Annotated in this window: 17 protein-coding genes; 11 read left to right on the top strand and 6 right to left on the bottom strand. The window is 33.5% G+C overall.

Features of this window, described 5'->3' with window-relative positions:
- Window positions 1–25 precede the first annotated feature (25 nt).
- Window positions 26–406 carry a DUF423 domain-containing protein gene (locus CELAL_RS08810; protein ID WP_013550557.1) on the bottom strand — a complete coding sequence of 127 codons (381 nt, stop codon included), beginning with the start codon at window positions 404–406 and terminating at the stop codon, window positions 26–28.
- A 171-nt stretch (window positions 407–577) separates the two neighbouring features.
- On the opposite strand from CELAL_RS08810, the gene CELAL_RS08805 reads away from it, so the two are divergent.
- Window positions 578–2,464: an outer membrane protein assembly factor BamB family protein gene (locus CELAL_RS08805; RefSeq protein ID WP_013550556.1), complete on the top strand. Its 1,887-nt coding sequence runs from the start codon at window positions 578–580 to the stop codon at window positions 2,462–2,464.
- A 68-nt stretch (window positions 2,465–2,532) separates the two neighbouring features.
- On the opposite strand, the gene CELAL_RS08800 is transcribed toward CELAL_RS08805, so the two are convergent.
- The 3 genes from CELAL_RS08800 to CELAL_RS08790 form a co-directional block, all read right to left on the bottom strand.
- Window positions 2,533–2,943 (bottom strand): DUF2141 domain-containing protein, encoded by a 411-nt coding sequence (locus tag CELAL_RS08800; RefSeq protein ID WP_013550555.1) that lies wholly within the window; start codon window positions 2,941–2,943, stop codon window positions 2,533–2,535.
- Window positions 2,944–3,025: 82 nt separating this feature from the next.
- Window positions 3,026–4,918, bottom strand: a complete 1,893-nt coding sequence (locus CELAL_RS08795; protein ID WP_041557666.1) for an Nramp family divalent metal transporter — start codon at window positions 4,916–4,918, stop codon at window positions 3,026–3,028.
- Window positions 4,919–4,948: 30 nt separating this feature from the next.
- On the bottom strand, window positions 4,949–5,602 hold the full coding sequence (locus CELAL_RS08790) for a metal-dependent transcriptional regulator (protein ID WP_013550553.1): 654 nt from the start codon (window positions 5,600–5,602) through the stop codon (window positions 4,949–4,951).
- A 116-nt stretch (window positions 5,603–5,718) separates the two neighbouring features.
- On the opposite strand from CELAL_RS08790, the gene CELAL_RS08785 reads away from it, so the two are divergent.
- The 3 genes from CELAL_RS08785 to CELAL_RS08775 all read left to right on the top strand — a co-directional run bounded on the left by CELAL_RS08785 (window position 5,719) and on the right by CELAL_RS08775 (window position 10,203).
- A complete protein-coding gene (locus CELAL_RS08785) occupies window positions 5,719–7,998 on the top strand; it encodes a TonB-dependent receptor (RefSeq protein ID WP_013550552.1) in 2,280 nt (759 codons plus the stop codon).
- 70 nt (window positions 7,999–8,068) lie between these two features.
- On the top strand, window positions 8,069–9,061 hold the full coding sequence (locus CELAL_RS08780) for a hypothetical protein (RefSeq protein ID WP_013550551.1): 993 nt from the start codon (window positions 8,069–8,071) through the stop codon (window positions 9,059–9,061).
- The gene (locus CELAL_RS08775) at window positions 9,061–10,203 is read left to right on the top strand and encodes a lycopene cyclase family protein (RefSeq protein WP_013550550.1); all 1,143 of its coding nucleotides are present in this window, start codon (window positions 9,061–9,063) and stop codon (window positions 10,201–10,203) included. The genes CELAL_RS08780 and CELAL_RS08775 overlap by 1 nt, the downstream gene beginning before the upstream one ends.
- Here the strand turns inward: CELAL_RS08775 and CELAL_RS08770 are convergent, their stop codons facing one another.
- Window positions 10,204–11,178 (bottom strand): polyprenyl synthetase family protein, encoded by a 975-nt coding sequence (locus CELAL_RS08770; protein WP_013550549.1) that lies wholly within the window; start codon window positions 11,176–11,178, stop codon window positions 10,204–10,206.
- A 152-nt stretch (window positions 11,179–11,330) separates the two neighbouring features.
- On the opposite strand from CELAL_RS08770, the gene CELAL_RS08765 reads away from it, so the two are divergent.
- From CELAL_RS08765 to CELAL_RS08750, 4 genes are read left to right on the top strand one after another with little or no spacing between them, the layout of a single operon-like run.
- Window positions 11,331–11,936 carry a TetR/AcrR family transcriptional regulator gene (locus CELAL_RS08765; protein ID WP_013550548.1) on the top strand — a complete coding sequence of 202 codons (606 nt, stop codon included), beginning with the start codon at window positions 11,331–11,333 and terminating at the stop codon, window positions 11,934–11,936.
- A gap of 39 nt (window positions 11,937–11,975) precedes the next feature.
- A complete protein-coding gene (locus CELAL_RS08760) occupies window positions 11,976–13,310 on the top strand; it encodes a TolC family protein (RefSeq protein WP_013550547.1) in 1,335 nt (444 codons plus the stop codon).
- A gap of 38 nt (window positions 13,311–13,348) precedes the next feature.
- Complete coding sequence (locus tag CELAL_RS08755; RefSeq protein WP_013550546.1) at window positions 13,349–14,518, top strand: efflux RND transporter periplasmic adaptor subunit; 1,170 nt, start codon at window positions 13,349–13,351, stop codon at window positions 14,516–14,518.
- 17 nt (window positions 14,519–14,535) lie between these two features.
- Window positions 14,536–18,045, top strand: coding sequence for an efflux RND transporter permease subunit (locus CELAL_RS08750; RefSeq protein ID WP_013550545.1), 3,510 nt, complete (start codon window positions 14,536–14,538; stop codon window positions 18,043–18,045).
- Window positions 18,046–18,318: 273 nt separating this feature from the next.
- On the opposite strand, the gene CELAL_RS08745 is transcribed toward CELAL_RS08750, so the two are convergent.
- Window positions 18,319–18,669 (bottom strand): toxin-antitoxin system YwqK family antitoxin, encoded by a 351-nt coding sequence (locus CELAL_RS08745; RefSeq protein WP_013550544.1) that lies wholly within the window; start codon window positions 18,667–18,669, stop codon window positions 18,319–18,321.
- A 241-nt stretch (window positions 18,670–18,910) separates the two neighbouring features.
- On the opposite strand from CELAL_RS08745, the gene aspS reads away from it, so the two are divergent.
- The 3 genes from aspS to CELAL_RS08730 are packed head-to-tail and all read left to right on the top strand — an operon-like array spanning window position 18,911 to window position 22,761.
- Window positions 18,911–20,665, top strand: coding sequence for an aspartate--tRNA ligase (gene aspS, locus CELAL_RS08740; protein WP_013550543.1), 1,755 nt, complete (start codon window positions 18,911–18,913; stop codon window positions 20,663–20,665).
- A 36-nt stretch (window positions 20,666–20,701) separates the two neighbouring features.
- The gene (locus CELAL_RS08735) at window positions 20,702–22,495 is read left to right on the top strand and encodes a chloride channel protein (RefSeq protein WP_013550542.1); all 1,794 of its coding nucleotides are present in this window, start codon (window positions 20,702–20,704) and stop codon (window positions 22,493–22,495) included.
- 8 nt (window positions 22,496–22,503) lie between these two features.
- Window positions 22,504–22,761 (top strand): hypothetical protein, encoded by a 258-nt coding sequence (locus CELAL_RS08730; RefSeq protein WP_013550541.1) that lies wholly within the window; start codon window positions 22,504–22,506, stop codon window positions 22,759–22,761.
- Window positions 22,762–22,798 lie beyond the last annotated feature (37 nt).

Raw genomic sequence — 22,798 nt, 5'->3', positions numbered from 1 at the left:
CGCTTTGTCTTTTAAATTGAATGTTTTAATCCAGGAAGGAGAAAAGAAGTAACCCCCAGCCTATTACCAAAAATAAGCCCCCAAGAGGCGTAATAGGCCCTAGTATTTTTATCTTTTTGTTCTTAGCAGCACTTAAGCAAAGGCCGTAGATACTAAAAGAAAATAGCAACGTACCAATACTAAAACAATACACAACATACCGTTCTATACCACTAGAAAAATCAAAATTAAACCCTACTACAAGCAAAACAATGGCGTGGTACATTTGGTATTTAACGCCCGTTTCAAAACTCTTCAATTGTTCTTCAGAAAATATTTTTTTTAAGGCATGCGCACCAAAAGCACCAAATAGCACTGCAAGCATCCCATAAAGAGCACCAATCACTTGTGTAAATACAATCATCATATTAAGTTTTAAACGAAGATAATGATTGTTATATCTTCTTCACACCTATTACTAGTGTAAGAGTTTCTAAAATAATTAGCTTATATTCTATGAAATAAAACAAAAAACTTTGAGTTTAGAATATAGTTACTATATTGAAGAAATTACCTTAAAATAACCTAAAACCATTTTATGAAATTTAAATTAGTACCCTTATCATTGTTCCTTTACGCAGGATTAGCATTCGGGCAGCGAGAACCAAGCAAGACAATAACTTTTGACAACAGAGTTGATGATTTAATTATTGTTCCATTTAATGGAATAGCCGTAGTGTCTGAAGGAGAAAAACTACATGGCTACAGCCCTGTTGATGATAAAATTCTTTGGTCTATTGATGCTCCAAAAAGATCTGCTTTAAACATTAGCTCAGAATTCTTAACTACAGGAGGTATAAATAGTATTCCTATAGATTTTGTAACCATTGAGGATACGCCATTTGTACAAAAATTTTTTGATGATCAATTGTATATTTATAATAGTATCACAGGAGATCTTCTTTTCGAATCTCAGGATAAAGAACGATATTTTCAAGCAGAATATTTGTTTGATGAAAATGCACTTTTATTAAGGGGATTAGATGACAAAAACTTAATTATTGCTAAATATTCTTTATCAAAAAAAGAAATGCTTTGGAAGACAACAGTATCCACTACTTACGGAGCTTTCATGCAATCTTTAGCAAAACTTACAGGCAACGATGCCCAAGGTTTTAGAGATGTAATGGAATATTCTGAAGATAAAATATTTGTCTTAGTAAAATCTAAATTTTATGTTTTAAACAAACAAAATGGATTATTACTTTGGAAAGATGAAGAGAATAAGATTTCTGACTTTAGAACTTCTTTAGATGGTGAAAAATTAATCTCAGTAATTACTAAAGGATTGTTTGGAACTAAAAGTGAAATTGATTTGTACAACGCAGAAACTGGAGACAAAATCTGGAAAGATCCAATTACCACTAAATACTTAGTTTTATTTGAAGACTGGCAAGACAAAATGCTTTTAGCGCATTACAAAGGTTTCAATTTTTATGATTACACTACAGGTGAGAAGAAGTGGGAAAAAGATCCTAAAGGAAAAGGGATTAAATCTGTAATTTCTATCGATAAGGATTTTCTTTATGTCTATGATGACGAAATGATGTTAATTGATAAAAATGGAGAAAAGAAATGGAAGAAGGATGTTAAAATTTGTGATGACGAAGAAGATCCAATTTTCTTCTTAGAAAAAACAAATAACAATAGAGTACTTTATGTAACAGCTACGTATGCTAATATGGTTGATTATACAACAGGTAAAAAAATCTGGAAAGGCAATCTTAAGCTAAACGAAAAAAGGCCTACAATTGCAAAATATGATGAAAAATCAGGTGATTTTATTGTGTTCAATGATGAAGAATTATATCGTTTCAATCAAACGAGTGAAGAAAAACCGAAGCCTTATGCTAAACTGAAATTAAAGAATGAAAAAATGATTTCTAGTATGGAGCTATTCCCTAACAATGTTTCAATTTCTGGCGAAAGCGAAGTAGTTGGTGTTGATAATACTGGTGCTGTAATTTTTCACAACAAGTATACACAACCAGGCGAATTTGGCAGAAGACTTTTAAAAACTACCGCTATAGTAGGTCAAATTGCAGGGAGTGTTGCTGCGGCAGAAATAACTGTGGGATCACAATATAAAGACAGCGACGGTAATCCAGCAACTGCTGAAGGTTCTTATTCAGTATTTGGAGATAAGACCAGAGCAATAGGAGAAGCTGGTTTCTTAGCTGGATCTATTGGCCAAACTTTTGTACAAGATCGCTATTTAGCAATGCAAGAAACAGATAATTATAGTTTAATATTTGCTAAAGGAGAAACTGGTGAAAAATTATTAATTAAAGTAAATAAAGAAACAGGGGAAGAAATAGATAAAATTATTTTAGAAAACAATAAGCCAATCTATGATGTAGATTATGTTTCTGATGATATTTATTACAGTAAAGGTAAAGAAGTAAGAATCTTTAAAGGAGAATAATTCCTTCAAATTTATATTAAAAAAGGGGTGCTACTAAGCATCCCTTTTTTTTTTTACTAGAGCCACTACTATTTTATAGCCACTATTATTTCTTTATCTCCTTGCAATACAAAAGAACACTCCTTAAAACTAGGCGGACCAAAGGTTTTCATTTTAGAATTAGAAAAACCAACATGTTCTTTAGGAATTCCTAAAAAGTTAGTGTCTAATTTCTCATTAGAGTTTTCATCATGAAAAACAGCCAAGGCATAAGTGCCTTCTAAAATATCATCAATTACAATTACAGTAGTACCGTGCACTGCAACGCCAGTTTTTGAAGTATATACTTGATCAAAAGCTAAAAAACCATCAGACGAATTATACATCGCTATTCTAATATGCCCGTTAGAATTTGTTACATTTTCAACATGCACCTTCAAGGTATGTTGTGACCACATCATCACTGGTAAGAATAGAAGTGCATATAAGATTTTATTCATAAGGCTAATTTCTAATTAAATATGATACCGACAAACAATAGTCTTGCCAAATTTGAAATTAAGGAAATTATCTAGACAACTCTTATTCTTTTACAATCAATACCGGAATAGCAACCTTATGCCGCACAGCATCTACCGTAGTACCCAACAAAATATCTTTCCATAATTTATGACCATGAGCACCCATGATTAAAAGATCAAAATTTTCTTGGTTTACTATTTTAGCTATTCCTTTTTTAGGATTACCAAAGGCTAATGAAATCTGAATGGTATACCCCATTTTGACTAATTTCTCTTGATACTTTTCCAAATAACTACGATCACTCAAGGTTTCATAATCATAGGCATTACTGCCATGTACTAGTGACCCCGCAGTTTCTACTACATGAATTAAGGTATAGGTTGCCTCCTTACCTCCTAGATGTAAGGCCGTTCGGATAGATTTTTCATCCATACTTGAAAAATCAATAGCAATAGCAATTTTATCATAGTTGATTTTCTTAATATTTTCATTTATAAAAATCTCTTCGATATGAGGAACATGTTGCACGTGCCTAGGAACCCTATTCAAAATAGGTTTTATAATAATATAAATTAATAACACCACTGCTCCCACTGCTATTGGCACCACAAATACCCAAATATAAATAGGATTTGAACTACTGACCAACCATCCCGCAATTTCATCATAAACCAATTTTGCATTCAAAATAACGATCACCAAAGCTACTACCCAAGAAGCAATTTTGGTTAGGGTGCCAATAGCAAAATCCCCCATTTTCTCCTTATCGCTTACAAAGTGTATTAAGGGAATAATTGCAAACCCTAACTGCAAGCTTAGCACAACCTGACTTAGAATTAACAGTTCTCCTGTAGCCCTTTCGCCATAATAAATAACTGTAAACAAAGCAGGGACTATCGCTATAATCCGAGTTACTATCCGGCGCACCCAAGGTTGTATTCTTAAGTTTAAATAGCCTTCCATTACAATTTGCCCGGCCAAAGTACCCGTTATAGTACTACTTTGCCCTGCTGCAATTAAAGCCAAGGCAAATAATATACCAGCCCATTTTGAGCCCAATAGTGGCTCTAAAAGTTTGTGCGCATCCTGTATTTCGGCAACCTCAAACATACCATTTTTATAGAATGTGGCTGCCGCTAAAATTAAAATCCCTGCATTTACGAAAAAGGCAAGATTTAAGGCAATTGTAGCATCTATAAAATTATATTTTATAGCCTGTTTAATCCCTTTTTTGGTTTTATCAAACTTCCTCGTTTGAACTAAAGAAGAATGTAAATATAAATTATGAGGCATCACTGTTGCCCCAATAATACCTATGGCAATATATAAAGCGGCACTATTTGGTAAGGTAGGCACGAGGCCAATAATCATTTCTCCTACATCTGGTTTTGCAAAAAGCATTTCAACGAAGAAAGAAATACCAATAATTGCAATCAATGAAATAATAAAAGCTTCCATTTTTCGAATGCCCTTATTAATCAAAAACAAAAGTAAAAAAGTATCTAAAACAGTTATGCAAACACCCCAAGTTAAAGGAATATCAAAAAGTAACTGCAAACCTATAGCCATTCCTATAACCTCCGCCAAATCGCAAGCAGCAATAGCAATTTCTGCTAAAATATACAGGATAAAATTTATAGGTTTAGAATATGTTTCTCTTGAGGCTTGTGCTAAATCTTTTCCTTGAACGATACCCAACCTAGCACTTAAACTTTGTAATAATAATGCCATAATGTTAGACATTAATAAAACCCATAGTAATTGATATCCAAATTGACTACCCCCCGCCAAATCGGTTGCCCAATTTCCTGGGTCCATATAACCAACACTTATCAGGTATGCTGGACCAAAAAAAGCAGCAATTTTTTTCCAAACAGTAGTATTTTGAGCTATGGAAACTGACTCATTTACTTCCTCTAGTGATCGCTTATTATGCTTAATCTCTTCTTCCATTGTATATCGTTGACGCAAAAGCGTCTGGAATTATTCGCATTTTACATATAGATTTGAAGCTATTTGATGAGATATCAAAATAGATTTATCGTTTATGCTAATTTGTAATGAACCATCAAAATCTTCTTTATCAAGTACGGTAATATTATCCCCTAAAGCAATACCATGCTTATCTAAAAATTTTAAGAATGGTGCTGATGAATCTTTTACGCCTACACAAATTCCTGTTTGTTTTAATTCTACTTCATTCAACAGTCTTTTAGTCGTTTTTGTTAATTCGCCATATTTAGACGGTATTGGATCTCCATGTGGGTCAAACTTTGGGAAATTCAGATGCTTATCTAAGCTATCAATTAACTTTTCACTCTTAATATGTTCTAGCTGCTCTGCAATATCATGAACTTCATCCCAAGCAAAATCTAACGTATCCACTAAAAAAACTTCCCACAAACGGTGTTTCCTAATTATCGATAATGCTTTTTCTTTACCATCATCGGTTAAACTTACCCCTTGGTATTTTTTATACGAAACATATTTTTTTTCTGAAAGTTTACGAATCATATCAGTCACCGATGAAGGTTTCGTATCCATCTGCTCTGCTATGGCATTAGTAGCTACTGTTTCGTTTTCAATACCCCCTAAATGATAAATCGCTTTTAAATAATTCTCTTCAGAATGTGTCATCAAATAAATTTATACAAAAGTACATTTTATTTAAGACTCTAAAATAAAATTTTGTAATCTTAAATATATTTTTAGCTTTGCCTAAATTTAAAATTAGCCTTTAATAAATATAAATAATGACAATACTAAAAAACATCTTAATCACTCTTTGTTTTGCATCTACGCTTGCAGCAATAAGTCAGGAATCAAAAATATCTGGTACTGTGCTAGATAAAAATACAAGAGTTCCATTTGCTAACATTTTAATAGCTAGTTCCACTCAAGGCACCTCATCCGACGAAAATGGAAAATTCTCCTTTAATTTAAAACCAGGTTCCTACACGCTAAAGGTTTCTGCGATTGGGTATCAACCAAGAATTAAAACAATTACGGTAACAGAAAATACTACTAGCAATGTAGAAATTAATCTTATCGCACAGTCCGAACAGTTAGAAGAAATGGTCGTTACGGGAACCCTAAAAGCAGTGAGCAGATCTGACAGCCCTGTCCCTGTTGAAGTCTACAGTCCTACTTTTTTAAAACAAAACCCTACCGCAAGTATCTTTGAAGCGTTACAAAATGTAAACGGAGTTAGACCACAAATAAATTGTAATGTATGCAATACGGGAGATATCCATATTAATGGTCTTGAAGGGCCTTATACTTTAGTTTTAATAGATGGAATGCCTATTGTTAGTGGCTTAAGCACCGTTTACGGTTTATCTGGAATTCCAAATTCTCTTATAGAACAGATAGAAATAGTAAAAGGTCCTGCTTCTAGTTTATATGGCAGTGAGGCCGTAGGAGGGCTCATAAATATTATTACTAAAAACACCTTACAGGCACCTAAATTATCTATCGATGCTTTTGGTACAGGTTGGGGAGAATATAATTTAGATGCTGGGGGTAAAATAAATGTAGGTAAAAAAGCAACTGCTTTATTAGGTGTTAATTACTTTAATTATAGCAACCCTATAGACAATAACGATGATAATTTTACAGATTTAACCTTACAGCATCGTATTTCTGTATTTCAAAAATGGAATTTTCAGCGTAAAGAAGACCGCGTTTTATCTTTAGCTGGACGTTTTTTTTATGAAGACAGATGGGGTGGAGAACTACAATGGACTCCAGAGTACCGTGGTGGCGATGAAATTTACGGCGAAAGTATCTATACCCGCAGGTATGAGTTATTAGGTAAATACCAACTACCTATAAAAGAAAAGATGATGCTTTCATTCTCATATACAGATCACGATCAAAATTCTGTCTATGGTGATGTGAAGTATTTAGCTAAACAGCGTATTGGTTTTTCTCAATTAACATGGGATCTTACTAAAAACAAACATGATATACTTCTAGGCACTTCCGTTCGCTATAATTATTATGATGATAATACCACAGCCACGGCCGAACTAGATAAAAACAAACCTGATGAAGTTGTGATACCAAGTGTTTTTGCTCAGGATGAAATTGCTTTTTCTAAGAAACAATCGCTTTTATTAGGTTTACGCTATGATTATGACAAACGCCATGGCTCTATATTAACCCCAAGAGCAGCGTATCGCTGGAAAATAACCGATAATGATATTCTACGCTTAAATGCAGGAACAGGATTTCGTGTTGTAAATATATTTACAGAAGAACATGCTGCACTAACAGGTTCTAGAGATGTTGTCATTGCAGAAGAACTAGACCCCGAACAATCTTTTAATGTGAACCTTAACTATTTAAAAAAAATATATAGCAGTAACGGCTTGTTTGTTGGTTTAGATCTCTCTGTATTTTATACGAACTTTAGCAATGCCATCATTCCTGATTATGATACGAATCCAAATCTAATTATTTATGATAATTTAGATGGAAAATCTGTTGCACAAGGGATCAGCGGAAATATAGACATGGTATTCCCTAATGGATTAAAAGTTTTGATAGGAGCCACATTACAAGAAGTTACTACTACTGAAAAAGGAATTAAAACAGAACAGATACTTACTGAAAAATTCTCTGGAACCTGGAACATTTCGTACGATATTAAAAATATTGATGTAAGCATTGATTATACCGGTAACATTTATGGTCCAATGCGTTTGCCTCTTTTAGGAGCGTTAGATCCTAGAAGTGAATACTCGCCAACATGGAGTATTCAAAACATACAACTCACCTATAAAGGAATTGATAAGTTTGAATTTTATGGTGGGGTAAAAAACTTATTAAACTGGACCCCAAATAAAGGAAACCCATTTATTATAGCTAGAGCAAATGATCCTTTTGACAAGAATGTAACTTTTGATAATAGCGGAAATGCGGTAGCTACCGCAAACAACCCAAATGCTTTAACTTTTGACCCAACTTATGTTTATGGTCCAAACCAAGGCATTAGAGGTTTTTTAGGACTACGATATAGTTTAGATTAAAAACAATGTGGGTTTCATAGAAATTATTACAGATGCTTAAAATTGGTATCTTTGAAAAAAATAGCTGATAATGAAACCTACATTTTACCTGATTATCTTTTTGATTGTTTTTACAACCCAAGCCCAAACGTCTAACAGTGAAATCTTAAGTATTGCATCCAATGAAGAAAAAGAGGTTTTGATACCTGCCTATGAAAATGATGTTATTTCCATAACCATAACGCCTAAAAATAAAAAAGCAAAAAAGAATAGTTTTCTGCTCTATCAATACCCTAATAAGCTACTCGTTAAAATAGAAGATGAAAAAGTATTTTCTAGAGTTATCACTATTTCTAAAGATGGTATTTATAAACTAGTTATTAAGAACACTAATTCTAAAGCTAGTGATTATCAACTAAACTACGAAACCACTTCTACTCGAAAAAAGAAACCACAAATAGGATATAAAGTAAAAAAAGACACTACGTACGGATTTCCGACAGCGCAGTTGGTAGACAAAAAAATCTTAGAATCTATTTCTATTCAAAATGAAAAATTTTATTTAAACAGTACCTCAAATGCTTTTTTAAAAGGAGGTAAAAATAGAATTATTGTCCCCGTAAATCTACCGAAAAACACCAGAGAATGGTACTATGTATTTACAGCATCAAGAGAAGAAAATGATATAAAAAACACCCTATCCTCTTTTAATTTTGCTTCACAACTTACCAAATTTATTAAAGAAGATGATGAGATACAAGGTGCGGTGAGTAATTTAAATCCCCCTCCGGGAGCAAACATTTGCGATATTTACGTACTAAATTCTGATCAAGACGCAGAGTTATTCAAAGAAAAAGAAGATTTTAAATCTAATCTAGAAGGTACACGTGAAAACTTTAAGTCTGGCATCGTAAAAATGTCATCTTCAGATAAAAGTTATTTAGGAATAAGAAATCCTGACAACATATATGGTATTCATATTGCCATTGAAATTATCGCTGTAGTGGAAAAAACTGAAAAGATAAAAAAGACCGTTAATATTCCGATAATTAAAACTTATCAAATTCCTTATCTGAAAGAGTAATGGCTTCCTTTGACTATATAATTATTGGTGCCGGAGCTGCTGGTTTATTATTAGCAGAAGCTATGGGTAAGGACTCTTTTTTTGCTAAGAAGTCTATTTTACTTATTGATAAAGCTGCAAAACAACATAACGATAGAACCTGGTGCTTTTGGGAAAAAGGGCAAGGTAATTTTGATACTATACTTTATAAAAAATGGAGTAGCATCCATTTTGAGGGTAAAGAGATCAATAAAAAGTATGCTATAGCTCCTTATCAGTATAAAATGATTAAAGGAATAGATTTTTATACTTCTATTTTAAAAAAGTTAGCAGATTACCCAAACATAACATTTGTAAACGAAGAGGTTGTATCCGTTACAAATTCTCCAGCAGAAAATTGTGTTAAGACTTCCAACAATTCGTTTATAGGTAAGACCGTATTTAATAGTATTCTTGATGCTACAGCGCTCTTACAACAAAAAAAATACCCTGTTTTGCAGCAACACTTTATCGGTTGGTATATTAAAACAAAAGATCCCGTTTTTAATGCAGAAACAGCAACATTTATGGATTTTTCTATTCCTCAAAAAGGAAATACACGCTTTATGTATGTATTACCTACTGCAAAAAACGAAGCTTTATTAGAATATACCTTGTTTTCGGAACATCTACTTAAAGAACACGAATATGAAGATGCTATTCAAGAGTACATGACCCAAAAACTAGGTATTTATAGTTATGAGATTATAGAGAAAGAAAGAGGTAGCATTCCTATGACTTCTTATAATTTTACACTAAAAAATAGGGCTAACCTACTTTATATTGGTACAGCCGGGGGCTGGACAAAAGCAAGTACAGGCTACACATTTAAAAACACAGAAAAAAAAACTATAAAGTTAATTCAGCATCTAAAAAGCCAAAAATCACTTCAGAACTTTGGAAAAAGAGATAAATTTTGGTTTTATGATCTTTTACTTTTAGACATCTTATACCATAAAAATTATTTAGGACAGTCCATATTTGAAGCCTTATTTAAAAATAGAAATCCGCAATTAATTTTTAAGTTTCTAGATGAGGAAACAAGTATTTTTGAAGACATAAAATTTATCAGTGCATTGTCCCCTATGCCATTTATCAAGGCTTTATTTAGACGTTTATTTTAATTAAACTTTTCGTTGCATTAGGCTTTCTCCAAAATTCTTAAGTACTAATTTTTTCTCTTCGGAGATTTCTAATTTAGCCAATACATCAAAAGCTTTTTCTGTATAAATTACTATTTCTTTTTGTGTACGTTCTGCAGCACCACTTTCCAAGAAAATACTTTTTACAGTATCAATTTTTTCTGTAGCATCTACTGGTTGAATAGAAAACAAATGTTCTAACTCACTTACTTGTTCAGGAGCAGATTGCGCTAATGCTTTCAAATACAAAAACGTTTTTTTATTTTCTATAATGTCTCCTCCTACCTGTTTACCAAATGTTTTAGGATCCCCAAAAGCATCTAAATAATCATCTTGCAATTGAAAAGCAATACCCAAGTTTCTACCAAATTCATAGATACTATCTTGACCTTCTGTAGAAGCATTCGCAATAATTGCACCCATTTTCATAGCTGCTCCTACTAAAACTGCAGTTTTGTATTCAATCATTTTTAAATACTCAGGAATAGTAACATCATCTCTAGTTTCAAAATCTACATCGTACTGTTGGCCTTCACAAACCTCAATAGCCGTTTTACTAAACAATTTAGCCAAACTTCTAAAAACCTCTCCTTCATAATTTTCAAAAAGTTGATAGGCAGTAATCAACATGGCATCTCCTGAAAGAATTCCAGTATTAATATCCCATTTTTCATGAACTGTTGCCTTTCCTCTACGTAAAGGCGCATCATCCATAATATCATCATGAACCAATGAAAAATTATGAAAAACTTCAACAGCTAAAGCAGCATCTAAAGCTTTTTTATAATCTGCGCCGAAAATATCTGCGGTCATTAAGGTCAAAATAGGCCGTAAACGCTTACCCCCTAAGGACAAAATATATGTAATAGGTTCGTATAAATTAATAGGCTCTTTAAGTTTTGATTTTTCTTCTAAGTAGGCTATAAACTCTTCTCGGTAATCTTCAATGCGTTGCATGTGGCAATTTTTTTTCAAAAATACATTAAACCTATCAAATAGTATGAAAGTGTTTGTAGAACAAGTTTGCTAAGAATCAAATGTTAAATTAACGTAAATACTTTGGAAACTTTTTTGGTTTTTAAAGTTTCCGAAGTACATTTGCAGCCAATATGAAGGAGAAAGTTTTAGAAAAAGCAACTGAAATGTTTTTAACCTTAGGGTTTAAAAGTGTTACTATGGATGATTTAGCCCATGAAATGGGCATTTCTAAAAAAACCATTTATGCCAATTACGAAAATAAAACAAAGCTTATAGAAGCATGTACGCTTCAATTATTTTGCTCCATAACCACGGGTATTGACGCAATTTGCACCTTACAAAAGAACCCTATTGAAGAACTTTTAGAAATTAAAAAGTTTGTGATGCTGCATTTAAAGGATGAAAAATCTTCTCCTCAATATCAATTACAAAAATATTATCCGAAAATATATTCTTCCTTAAGATCAAAACAATATGACGCTATGCAGCGATGTGTTATTAACAATATCAAAAAAGGTATTGCTTTGGGTATCTATAGGCCAAATCTAAACATCGAATTTGTTTCAAGAATCTATTTTACAGGAGTAACTAGTATAAAAGATTTTAGTTTATTCCCTACAGATTTGTTTCCAATTAACAAATTACAAGATGAATATTTAGAGTATCACCTTAGAGGAATTATTACCCCGGATGGCAGAAAAATTTTAAATGAACTTATTAATTCAAATCAAGAATAAAACAAACAACAGCAGAAAACTTAATATAACAATCAAAATATGAAAAATCATTTCTTAACCTTCTTAGCGCTACTATATTTTTCTATAGGTGTGGCTCAGGAAACTAAAAATAGCTTTACGCTAGATGAGGCCATAAGCTTTGCGCTAGAAAACAATTATAGTGCCATTAATGCTAGTCGCGATATTGAAGATGCCCAAAAGCAAAAATGGGAAACAATTGCGGATGGATTACCACAAATTAATGGTACGGTAGGCTATCAAAATCAATTAAAGCAACCCATATCCTTAATCCCAGCTGAATTTTTCGGTGGAGAAGAAGGTACTTTTGCCCCCGTAATTTTTAGTGAGCCACAGTCTATGACAGCCACAGCAACTTTAACTCAAAAGATATTTGATGGCTCTTACATTGTGGGAGTACAAGCCACTAAAACGTTTATAAATTACAGCAAGAACAATCAAGAAAAGACGGCCTTAGATGTTAAAAAAGCGGTAGTACAAGCCTATGGCAATGTATTACTAGCAGAAGAGAGTGTTAAAATTTTAGAAAACAACATTGCCACCTTGGAGAAGAATCTTTTTGAAACAAAAAAGATTTATGAAAATGGATTAGGAGATGAGGAAAGTGTAGAGCAGTTGCAGATCACCCTATCTACCGTTGAAAATCAATTAAAGAATGCAGCGCGTTTAAAAATAATTACACTTCAAATGTTGAATTTGACTTTAGGTATTGCAACAGACAACCCAACGCTGTTGTCTGACAATCTAGATGATTTGGCGCAACAGGAAACAGATTTAGCTTTTGTAGATACCGCATTTAATCTTAATAACAATGTGGATTATAAAATGGCACTGAATCTAAACGAGCAACGTGCTTTAGAATTAAAATTACAACGCAGCAAAGCATTACCAACGCTTAATGCCTTTATAAACTTCGGTAGTTCTGCCTATAGTGATCAATTTAATTTTTTTAAAAGCGAGACAGAGTGGTTTGATTATTCCATTTTCGGTGTAGATCTAAACATTCCTATTTTTAGCTCCCTAAAAAGAAGCGCAAGTACACAACGTGCAAAAATTGCTCTAGAAAAAGCAAAAACACAGTTAACAGAGGCGGAACAGCAAATAAAACTTCAGCTTAAAAAAGCACAAAGTGATTATATTTTGGCTGTTGAGCAATATGCTACCTACAAAGAAAACTTAGCGCTAGCAGAACGCATCGAAAACAAAAATCAGATTAAATATTCTGAAGGTATTGCTAGTAGTTTTGAGCTAAGACAAGCACAACTACAATTATATGATGCGCAAAACACCTATTTACAATCTATGGTAGATGTTATAAATACTAAGACAGAACTAGAGGTAGTTCTTAATAACTAAGCCAATTATACTTAACAATCAACTAGAAAAAATATACAATGAAAAAATTATTAATTGCAAGCGCAGCCACCTTCCTACTTGTAGCATGTGGTGGAGATAAAAAAAAATCAGTAGAAGATGTTATAGCATCTACTAACCCTGAAGAAATTAGAACTAAACGTGCTGAATTGGTTGGAGACCAAGAAATAATTCATGATAAAATTAAACAGTTAGATGAAGCTTTAGCGCAATATGATACGGTTAAAAAAGTTCCATTGATTACTACAATTACAGCTAAAGAAGAACTATTTAATCATTATTTAGAGTTACAAGGAAATGTAACTACTAAGAGTCTTTTGGTAATTACTCCTGAATACAACGGTATTCTAACCAATATCTATGTTAAGGAAGGACAGAAGGTAAGTAAAGGTCAAATCTTAGGAAAGATTGATGATGGCGGATTAAGTCAGCAAGTTGCACAATTAGAAATTCAAGCAGAATTAGCTAAAACCACTTTTGAGCGTCAGAAACGTTTATGGGATCAGCAAATAGGGAGTGAAATTCAATTTTTACAAGCAAAATCTACTTACGAGGCACAATCTAGAGCAGTAGCACAATTACAACAACAGATTGCAAAAACAGTAATTAGAGCACCTTTTTCTGGTACTATTGATGATGTTATTACAGAGCAAGGTAGTGTTGTAGCTGCAGGACAATCTCAAATAATGCGTATTGTAAACTTAGACAATATGTACATTGAAACTGATGTTCCTGAAAATTACATCACCAATATTTCAAAAGGTAAAAACGTAGAAGTAGAGTTTCCTATTCTCGGAAAAACAATTAGCACTAAAATTCGCCAGGCTGGAGATTTTATCAACCCAACAAATAGGACTTTTAAAGTAGAGGTTGGTATTCCGTCAAAAGAATCAGGTGTAAAACCAAACTTAACGGCTCGTTTAAAGATCAATGATTATACGAATGAAAGTGCTGTATTAATCCCTCAGAGTATAATTTCTGAAAATGCAGATGGGGAACAATACGTTTATTTGGTTAGTGATAAAAAGGCAAATGAAGAAGGTATTGCTAAAAAAATCATCATTAAAACAGGTAAGACTCAAGGTGATGTTATTGAGGTATTAGAAGGTTTAGAAAATGGTGCGGAAATAATTAGTGAAGGTGCACGTACTGTAGAAGATGGACAAACAGTTAAAGTAATCAATCTTTAATTTAAAACGAACAACTAATGACTGATAAAAAAAATAAAAAGCAAGTCGATAAGGAGTTTGCTTGGTCATCATGGGCCATAACCAATAAGACGACCATGTATGTCCTTATTGCTGTAATTTTCTATTTAGGTATTGCTGCATTCTTTAGTATGCCCCGAGAGAATTTTCCTGAGGTAAATGAAACTAAAATATATGTAAGTACCATCTTTCCAGGGAATACGGCTGAAGACATAGAAAAACTGATAATTGATCCATTAGAAGATCAGCTTAAAACAGTTAGTAATGTCGTAGAAATCACCTCTACTTCTCAAGAAGATTACGGAATGCTGGTTATTGAGTTTGATGAAAATATCACAGTAGATCAAGCTAAGCAAAAAGTTAAAGACGAAATTGATACAGAAACTGCGGGAGAAGATTGGCCTAACTTTAATGGGGCTAAAGTTAAACCCGATGTTTTTGAGCTCAGTATATCTGAGGAAATGCCTATTTTAAATATTAATATTTCTGGAGATTATCCAATTGATAAATTAAAAGAATATGGCGAATACCTTCAAGACGAAATAGAGAATTTACTTGAAATTAAAAAAGTAGATATTCGAGGAGCCCAAGAAAAAGAAATTGAGGTTGCTGTAGACATTTACAAAATGATGGCCGCTCAAATTACTTTTAATGATATCATTGGTGCGATAAACAATGGTAATGTTACCATGTCTGCTGGTAACTTAATTGCTAGCGGTCAAAGACGTACAATTCGCATCATTGGTGAAATTGACAAACCATCTGAACTAGAAAACTTTGTCGTAAAATCTGAAGATGGGGAAGCAATTTACTTAAAAGATGTAGCAACCGTAAAATTTAAAGAAGAAGATAAAACAACTTTTGCTCGTGAATACGGCGAACCTGTTGTTATGCTAGACGTTAAAAAACGAGCTGGTAAAAACATGGTTATTGCTGTTGAGCAAATTAGAGTAATTGTTGAGGATGCTATTGAAAATGAATTCCCTAAAGATTTAAAAATTAGTATTGCTAATGATCAATCTTCAGTGACTATTGGTCAAGTAGATGATTTGGTAAACAACATCATTTTTGGTGTTATTTTAGTGGTAACGGTATTAATGTTCTTCTTAGGGTTTAAGAATGCCATTTTTGTTGGATTCGCTATTCCAATGTCTATGTTTATGTCCTTAATGATCCTTGAACTTTTGGGTCAAAGTTTAAATACCATGGTGTTGTTTGGTCTTATTATGGGACTTGGGATGTTAGTAGACAACGGTATTGTTGTTGTAGAAAACGTTTATAGACTTATGGATGAAGAAGGCATGAGTAGGCTTGAAGCGGCTAAAAAAGGTATTGGGGAAATTGCCTTCCCGATTATTATATCTACAGCTACCACCGTTGCTGCCTTTATACCTTTAGGATTATGGCCCGGTATTATGGGAGAATTCATGGTAATATTACCCATAACCCTATCGGTTGTTCTTGGATCTTCCTTATTTGTTGCTATTTTCTTTAACTCGGTATTAGTTTCTCAATTTATGAGTATTGATGATAAGGACATGCCCTTAAAGCAAATAATAAAAACAACAGCTATTATGGCTGGTATAGGTATACTCATTTTAATATTTGGTGGTACATATAGAGGTTTAGGTACTCTTATGATATTTACTGCGATTATGCTTTGGGCATACCGTTTATTTTTACGTAAGTGGGCCAATAGCTTTCAAACAAAAGCATTAGTAAAATTAGAAAACTGGTATGAAGGCCGATTGCGAAATGCGCTTTCTGGTAAAAAACCAATTTTATTAACCATTGGAACTTTTGCTTTATTGATACTTTCTTTTATTGCTTTTGGAGCATCCTTAAGTACGCAACGTACTAAAGTTGAGTTTTTTCCAGACAATAAGCCGAATCAGATTATTGTATATATAGAATACCCACAAGGTACTGATATCACCAAAACAAACACAATAACAAAAGAAATTGAAAAACGTGTTTATGACGTAGTAAATTCTAAAGATTACAGAGATGGAGACTATAACTTTTTAGTTGAAAGTGCTGTATCACAAGTAGGCGAAGGGGCTGGAAACCCTAACACTGATGGTGGCTCTTCGGCTGAAATGCCACACAAAGCAAAAATCACAGCCTCGATGCGGGAATATAAATTCCGTCGTGGAGAAGATAGCGAACTATTACGTCAAAAAGTACAAAAAGCTTTAGTTGGTATCTATCCAGGAGTATTAATATCGGTTGAGAAAGATGTTGCTGGCCCACCTGCAGGCTCTCCTATTAACATTGAAATTCAAGGAGATGACTATCTTGAATTAATTTCTACAGCTGAAAAAATGCGCGAATTTATCAATACCAAAAATATTGCAGGTATTGACGAGCTAAAAATAGATGTTAATAAAGATAAACCTACCATGCGTGTGGTTATTGACCGAGAAAAAGCTGGAGAATTAGGCATCAGCGCCGCTCAAGTTGGTACGCAATTGCGCAACTCTATTTTTGGCTCTAAAGCGGGTATCTATAAAGAAGACGGCGATGATTATGACATTTATGTGCGCTTTAATAAAGAGGATCGCTACAATACCAGTGCATTATTCAATCAAAACATAACGTTTAGAAATACGAAAGGCCAAATGATCAGTGTTCCTTTATCTGCTGTAGCAAAGAAAAGTAACAACTCTGGTTATAGTGCCATTAAACATAAAGACACCAAGCGTGTTGTAACGGTATATTCAGCCATGTCTCCTGGACATACAGATGCTGGAGCAATTGTTGCTAAAATTCAAAATGAAATGAGAAGTTTTGAAGACACACCAAACGGGGTTGAGATTGATTACACGGGACAAATAGAAGAACAAAATAAACAAATGACCTTTTTAGTGGGTGCATTTTTTACCGGTTTGGGATTAATATTTTTCATATTAATCTTCCAATTTAACTCTATTTCTAAACCTGCTATAATCATGATTGCTATATTCTTAAGCTTCATTGGTGTATTTGGTGGTATTGTTATTTCTGGTAGTGCATTCGTTATTATGATGACCATGGTAGGTATTATATCACTCGCCGGAATTGTAGTAAATAATGGCGTGGTATTACTTGATTATGCACAACTACTTATCGATAGAAAGAAAAATGATCTTGATTTAGAAGAGGAGGACTATTTATCAGAAAATGATTTATTTGAAAGTATTGTAAAAGCTGGTAAAGCGCGTTTACGCCCTGTTTTACTAACTGCAATCACTACAATTTTAGGACTTATACCTTTAGCCATTGGTCTAAATATTAATTTCTTTACCCTTTTTGCAGATTTTAACCCTAACATTTATATGGGTGGTGACAATGTTGTATTCTGGGGGCCTTTAGCTTGGACTGTAATATACGGTTTGCTAATAGCAACCTTTTTAACATTAATACTTGTACCCGTCTTATTTTTCCTAATCATGAAGTTTAAAATGTGGTTACGCATTAAGTTTTCTAGCAAAGAAGAAACTCCTATGATAGAAAAGAATATCTCATAGTAGTACTAACACTTAAAAACGATACCCCCTCAAGAGCAAAGCTTTTGTGGGGGTATTTAGTTTTATACCAGTGATAGCTTCAAAAGCATTAACTCCTGCTACAGGTCGTTATCATTTAAATACGACTATCCGTTACCACCACAAATCTTGGTGGAGCGCTTACCATAGTACTATCAATGTTACCCTGTTTATTCTAACGATCTCGCTAGTACCCTATAAAACAAAAAAAGCCCTGATATAATTATCAGGGCTTTTTGCTATATTTTAAATACTTTATTTATTACTTACAACGGCTCCTTTTGAGTCAAGGGTAGTAACACCAACTATTCTACTATCTTCAAAATCTACTTGTTGTAATTCCTCACCTTTCCAGAAAAACCAAGTTCCAGTTTTCTTTCCATTTAAGTATTCACCACTAGCTACTTTTTCACCCACTTGATCAAACATAGTCCACTCACCATGTAGTTTACCTTTTAAAAATTCTCCAGTTTGAGCAATTTCTCCATTATCATGGAAATAAGTGGCGATAACTTTATTACCATCTTTAGTAAATGTTGGCTTAGTTTCTTGGGCAGTTATTGCAACTGTTAAAAACAGTGCTAAAAAAAATGTGATAGTTTTCATGGTATATATATTTTAATATTATTATTCCTTTAGGTATGGTAACGTATCAAATATACAAATATTTTACCTTAAATGATCGTTTAATTTACATTAACTTTACATTAGAGTCATAAACAACTGTGAATCAATCAATAAACGAGTATTACTTTCCTCTTTTCACATAAAATTCTTATAAATCAGTGCTAATTAATTAGCATTAAATAGAAGATACTTACTAAATTTGCCATCAAAATAATTAAGCATGTACAGGAGTCATAGTTGTGGTGAATTAAGAGCTACAAACAATAATCAAGAAGTTATTTTATCTGGTTGGGTACAAAAAGTACGAGATAAAGGATTTGTAATCTGGGCAGATTTACGAGATCGCTACGGTATTACGCAATTAATTTTTGACGAAGAACGTACTTCAAAAGCTTTATTAGAACAAGCAAGATCTCTTGGAAGAGAATTTGTCATACAAATAAAAGGAACGGTAATAGAACGTGCTTCAAAGAACTCAAATATCCCTACAGGAGATATTGAAATTTTAGTAAAGGAATTAACCGTTTTAAACAAAGCCTTAGTTCCTCCTTTTACCATAGAAGATAAGACCGATGGCGGTGAAGATATCCGCATGAAATATCGCTACTTAGACATTAGAAGAAATCCTGTTAAAAACAACCTTATTTTTAGACATAAGGTTGCTATGGAGGTACGCAAATTTTTATCAGATGAAGGTTTTATCGAAGTAGAAACTCCGTATTTAATAAAATCTACTCCAGAAGGTGCGCGTGATTTTGTAGTTCCAAGTAGAATGAATGAGGGGCAATTTTATGCTTTACCACAATCGCCACAAACCTTTAAGCAATTGCTTATGGTAGGAGGAATGGATAAGTATTTCCAGATTGTAAAATGTTTTAGAGACGAAGATTTAAGAGCAGACAGACAACCAGAATTTACACAAATTGATTGTGAAATGGCGTTTGTTGAGCAAGAAGATATTTTAAATATATTTGAAAACTTAACAAAATATCTTTTAAAAGAGGTTAAAGGTTTTGAAATAGACAGTTTTCCTAGAATGACGTATGATGATGCCATGCGTACTTATGGTAATGACAAACCAGACATTCGTTTTGACATGAAGTTCGGTGAGTTAAACAACGTAGCACAACATAAAGAGTTTGGTATTTTTAATGATGCCGAATTAGTGGTTGGGATTGCGGTACCAGGCGCAGCGACTTATACTAGAAAAGAAATTGATGCCTTAATTGATTGGGTAAGAAGACCACAGGTTGGAGCAAAAGGAATGGTTTATGCCAAATACAATGAAGATGGCAGCTTTAAATCATCTGTAGACAAATTTTATGATCAGGAAGATTTAGCAAAATGGGCAGAAGTTACCAATGCTAAACCTGGTGATTTAATTTGCGTACTCTCTGGTGATGCCAACAAAACAAGAACGCAATTAAGTGCGTTACGTATGGAACTTGCAGAACGTTTAGGCTTAAGAAATCCTGAAGAATTTGCACCGTTATGGGTAATTGATTTTCCTTTATTAGAGCTAGATGAAGAAACAGGGCATTACCATGCCATGCACCACCCTTTTACCTCTCCAAAACCAGGTCAACTAGAATTGTTAGATACTGACCCAGGAGCTGTAAAAGCAAATGCTTATGATTTAGTTTTGAATGGAAATGAAATTGGTGGCGGATCTATTCGTATTCATGATAAAGATATGCAAGCTACCATGTTTAAGCATTTAGGCTTTACACCAGAAGAAGCAAAAGCTCAATTTGGCTTCTTAATGGATGCCTTTCAATACGGGGCACCACCACACGGAGGCTTAGCCTTTGGCCTAGATAGATTAGTCGCTATTCTAGGAGGGCAAGAAACCATTAGAGATTTTATTGCATTCCCAAAAAATAATAGTGGACGCGACGTTATGATAGATGCGCCTGCAAAAATTGATGAAGTTCAACTAAAAGAATTACATCTAAAATTAGATTTAAAAGCGTAAAACATAATCCCGAACTATTTCGGGATTCTTTATATAATGGAAAAACTTAAAAGAACTTGGTTTACCAAATTTTTAATATGGAGAGTTAAGCATATCTCGGAACGCCAGTTTATTTATATTCTAAGTATTTTAGTGGGTTTCACCTCGGGTGTTGGGGCTGTCATACTTAAAAACCTTACGCATTTTTACCAACACCTATTAGAAGGAAAGCTGGTTAATGATTACCATCAAGCCTTTTTGTTTATTTTTCCATTAATAGGCCTCATACTGGTCTACCTAGTGATTAAATTTGTTATTAGGCACAAAGTTAATCACGGTATCCCTTCTACCCTTCATGCTATATCACAACATAAAGGAATTATCCGTAAATATCAAATGTTTGGCTCCCTCCTTACAGCGCCACTTACCGTAGGTTTTGGAGGCTCAGTAGGTCTTGAGGGCCCAACAGTAGCTACGGGTGCAGCCATAAGCTCTAATATTGCGAGGATGTTTCACATGAACCAAACCAACCGCAATCTTTTAATTGGTTGTGCTGCTGCAGGTGCCTTATCGTCCATATTTAAAGCCCCTATTGCTGCCATAATATTTGCCATAGAAGTATTTAGCTTAGATCTAACCATAGCATCCATGTTGCCATTACTTTTAGCATCAATTTCAGCGATAATTACGTCATATTTTTTCTTTGGAGATGATGTTTTACTACCTTTTAAAATTGAAGACACCTTTAAATTGGGCGATGTACCTTTTTTCATACTTCTAGGCATTATTGCTGGACTTACTTCTATATACTTTACTGAAGTATACGATAGAATACAAAAGTTTTTTGACAAAATAGGATCTCCTATAAAACGCTTATTTATTGGAGGTATCGGTATTGGAATACTCGTTTATTTTATACCGCCATTATACGGAGAGGGTTTTGATGTCATCAACAGTCTAGTACAAGGAAACCCAGAGAAAGTATTAAGAAATAATATTTTTGAACTGGATTTGACCAATGTCTGGATGGTAGTGATTCTTTTGATAGGATTGGTCCTCTTTAAAATTATTGCTAGTGCGCTAACTTTTGGAGCCGGTGGTGTGGGTGGTATTTTTGCTCCCGTTCTTTTTATGGGCAGTATTATGGGAAATTGCTTTGCAAAAATAATTAACAATATCGGAATTTTTGGGACTAAAGTTTCTGAAAGTAATTTTACTTTAGTAGGTATGGCTGGTCTTATGGCCGGTGTGTTACATGCACCTCTAACAGCAATATTCTTGATCGCAGAAGTTACTGGTGGTTATGACTTATTTATTCCTTTAATGATAACTGCCGCAATATCGTACTCTATAACCAAATATGTACAGCCTCATTCTGTTTATAATATGGAATTAGGAAGACGAGGAGATTTAATTACCCACGACAAAGACCATGCAGTATTAACCTTAATGGATATTGACAAAGTAATTGAAGACAATTTTGCCATTATCCACCCAGAAATGTCTTTAGGAGACATGGTTCATAATGCGGTAGTAAAATCTAACCGAAATATTTTCCCTGTAGTTGACAAAGATGATAATACCTTATTAGGCGTGATATTATTAGACGACATCAGGGCTATTATGTTTAATCAGAAATTATATAATGAAGTTTTTGCAACAGATGTAATGCATACGCCGCCAGAAATCATTGAGTTAGAGAAAGATAAAATGACAGAAATAATGCGTAAATTTCAAGATAGTGGCGCTTGGAACCTACCCGTTATCAAAAATGGATCTTATATCGGGTTTATTTCAAAATCTAAACTACTAACCGCATACCGTCGAAAATTAATAAATTTCACTAAGTAAAAGTAGCTATGAAATTAAAATATATTACCACGCTAGTTTTAATAGTTTCCTTAGCATCCATCATCTATGGTTTTATCATAAAAGAGGAGCAAGTAGCCTTTGCGCATAAATGTATTGGCTTAGGCACTGTGGGAATTTTTTTAATAGTCATGCCTTTATTTCTTATTAAAGAAAGCAAAGGAAAAAAAGTAAAAGACTATATGCTTACAGAAGAAAATATTCTTAAAATGCAAGGGAAAAAACCCAAAAAGACTGATAACCAGTAACCTGTGGTTCTATTTTTTTGCTCTGAAGTATATAAAA

Source organism: Cellulophaga algicola DSM 14237, from assembly GCF_000186265.1.
Taxonomy (GTDB): domain Bacteria; phylum Bacteroidota; class Bacteroidia; order Flavobacteriales; family Flavobacteriaceae; genus Cellulophaga; species Cellulophaga algicola.
This window is presented reverse-complemented; position numbering and strand designations above follow the sequence as displayed.

Coding starts and splice junctions, on each gene's coding strand:
- CELAL_RS08810 (WP_013550557.1), bottom strand. CDS start 406: ATGATGATTGTATTTACACAAGTGATTGGTGCTCTTTATGGGATGCTT.
- CELAL_RS08805 (WP_013550556.1), top strand. CDS start 578: ATGAAATTTAAATTAGTACCCTTATCATTGTTCCTTTACGCAGGATTA.
- CELAL_RS08800 (WP_013550555.1), bottom strand. CDS start 2,943: ATGAATAAAATCTTATATGCACTTCTATTCTTACCAGTGATGATGTGG.
- CELAL_RS08795 (WP_041557666.1), bottom strand. CDS start 4,918: ATGGAAGAAGAGATTAAGCATAATAAGCGATCACTAGAGGAAGTAAAT.
- CELAL_RS08790 (WP_013550553.1), bottom strand. CDS start 5,602: ATGACACATTCTGAAGAGAATTATTTAAAAGCGATTTATCATTTAGGG.
- CELAL_RS08785 (WP_013550552.1), top strand. CDS start 5,719: ATGACAATACTAAAAAACATCTTAATCACTCTTTGTTTTGCATCTACG.
- CELAL_RS08780 (WP_013550551.1), top strand. CDS start 8,069: ATGAAACCTACATTTTACCTGATTATCTTTTTGATTGTTTTTACAACC.
- CELAL_RS08775 (WP_013550550.1), top strand. CDS start 9,061: ATGGCTTCCTTTGACTATATAATTATTGGTGCCGGAGCTGCTGGTTTA.
- CELAL_RS08770 (WP_013550549.1), bottom strand. CDS start 11,178: ATGCAACGCATTGAAGATTACCGAGAAGAGTTTATAGCCTACTTAGAA.
- CELAL_RS08765 (WP_013550548.1), top strand. CDS start 11,331: ATGAAGGAGAAAGTTTTAGAAAAAGCAACTGAAATGTTTTTAACCTTA.
- CELAL_RS08760 (WP_013550547.1), top strand. CDS start 11,976: ATGAAAAATCATTTCTTAACCTTCTTAGCGCTACTATATTTTTCTATA.
- CELAL_RS08755 (WP_013550546.1), top strand. CDS start 13,349: ATGAAAAAATTATTAATTGCAAGCGCAGCCACCTTCCTACTTGTAGCA.
- CELAL_RS08750 (WP_013550545.1), top strand. CDS start 14,536: ATGACTGATAAAAAAAATAAAAAGCAAGTCGATAAGGAGTTTGCTTGG.
- CELAL_RS08745 (WP_013550544.1), bottom strand. CDS start 18,669: ATGAAAACTATCACATTTTTTTTAGCACTGTTTTTAACAGTTGCAATA.
- aspS (WP_013550543.1), top strand. CDS start 18,911: ATGTACAGGAGTCATAGTTGTGGTGAATTAAGAGCTACAAACAATAAT.
- CELAL_RS08735 (WP_013550542.1), top strand. CDS start 20,702: ATGGAAAAACTTAAAAGAACTTGGTTTACCAAATTTTTAATATGGAGA.
- CELAL_RS08730 (WP_013550541.1), top strand. CDS start 22,504: ATGAAATTAAAATATATTACCACGCTAGTTTTAATAGTTTCCTTAGCA.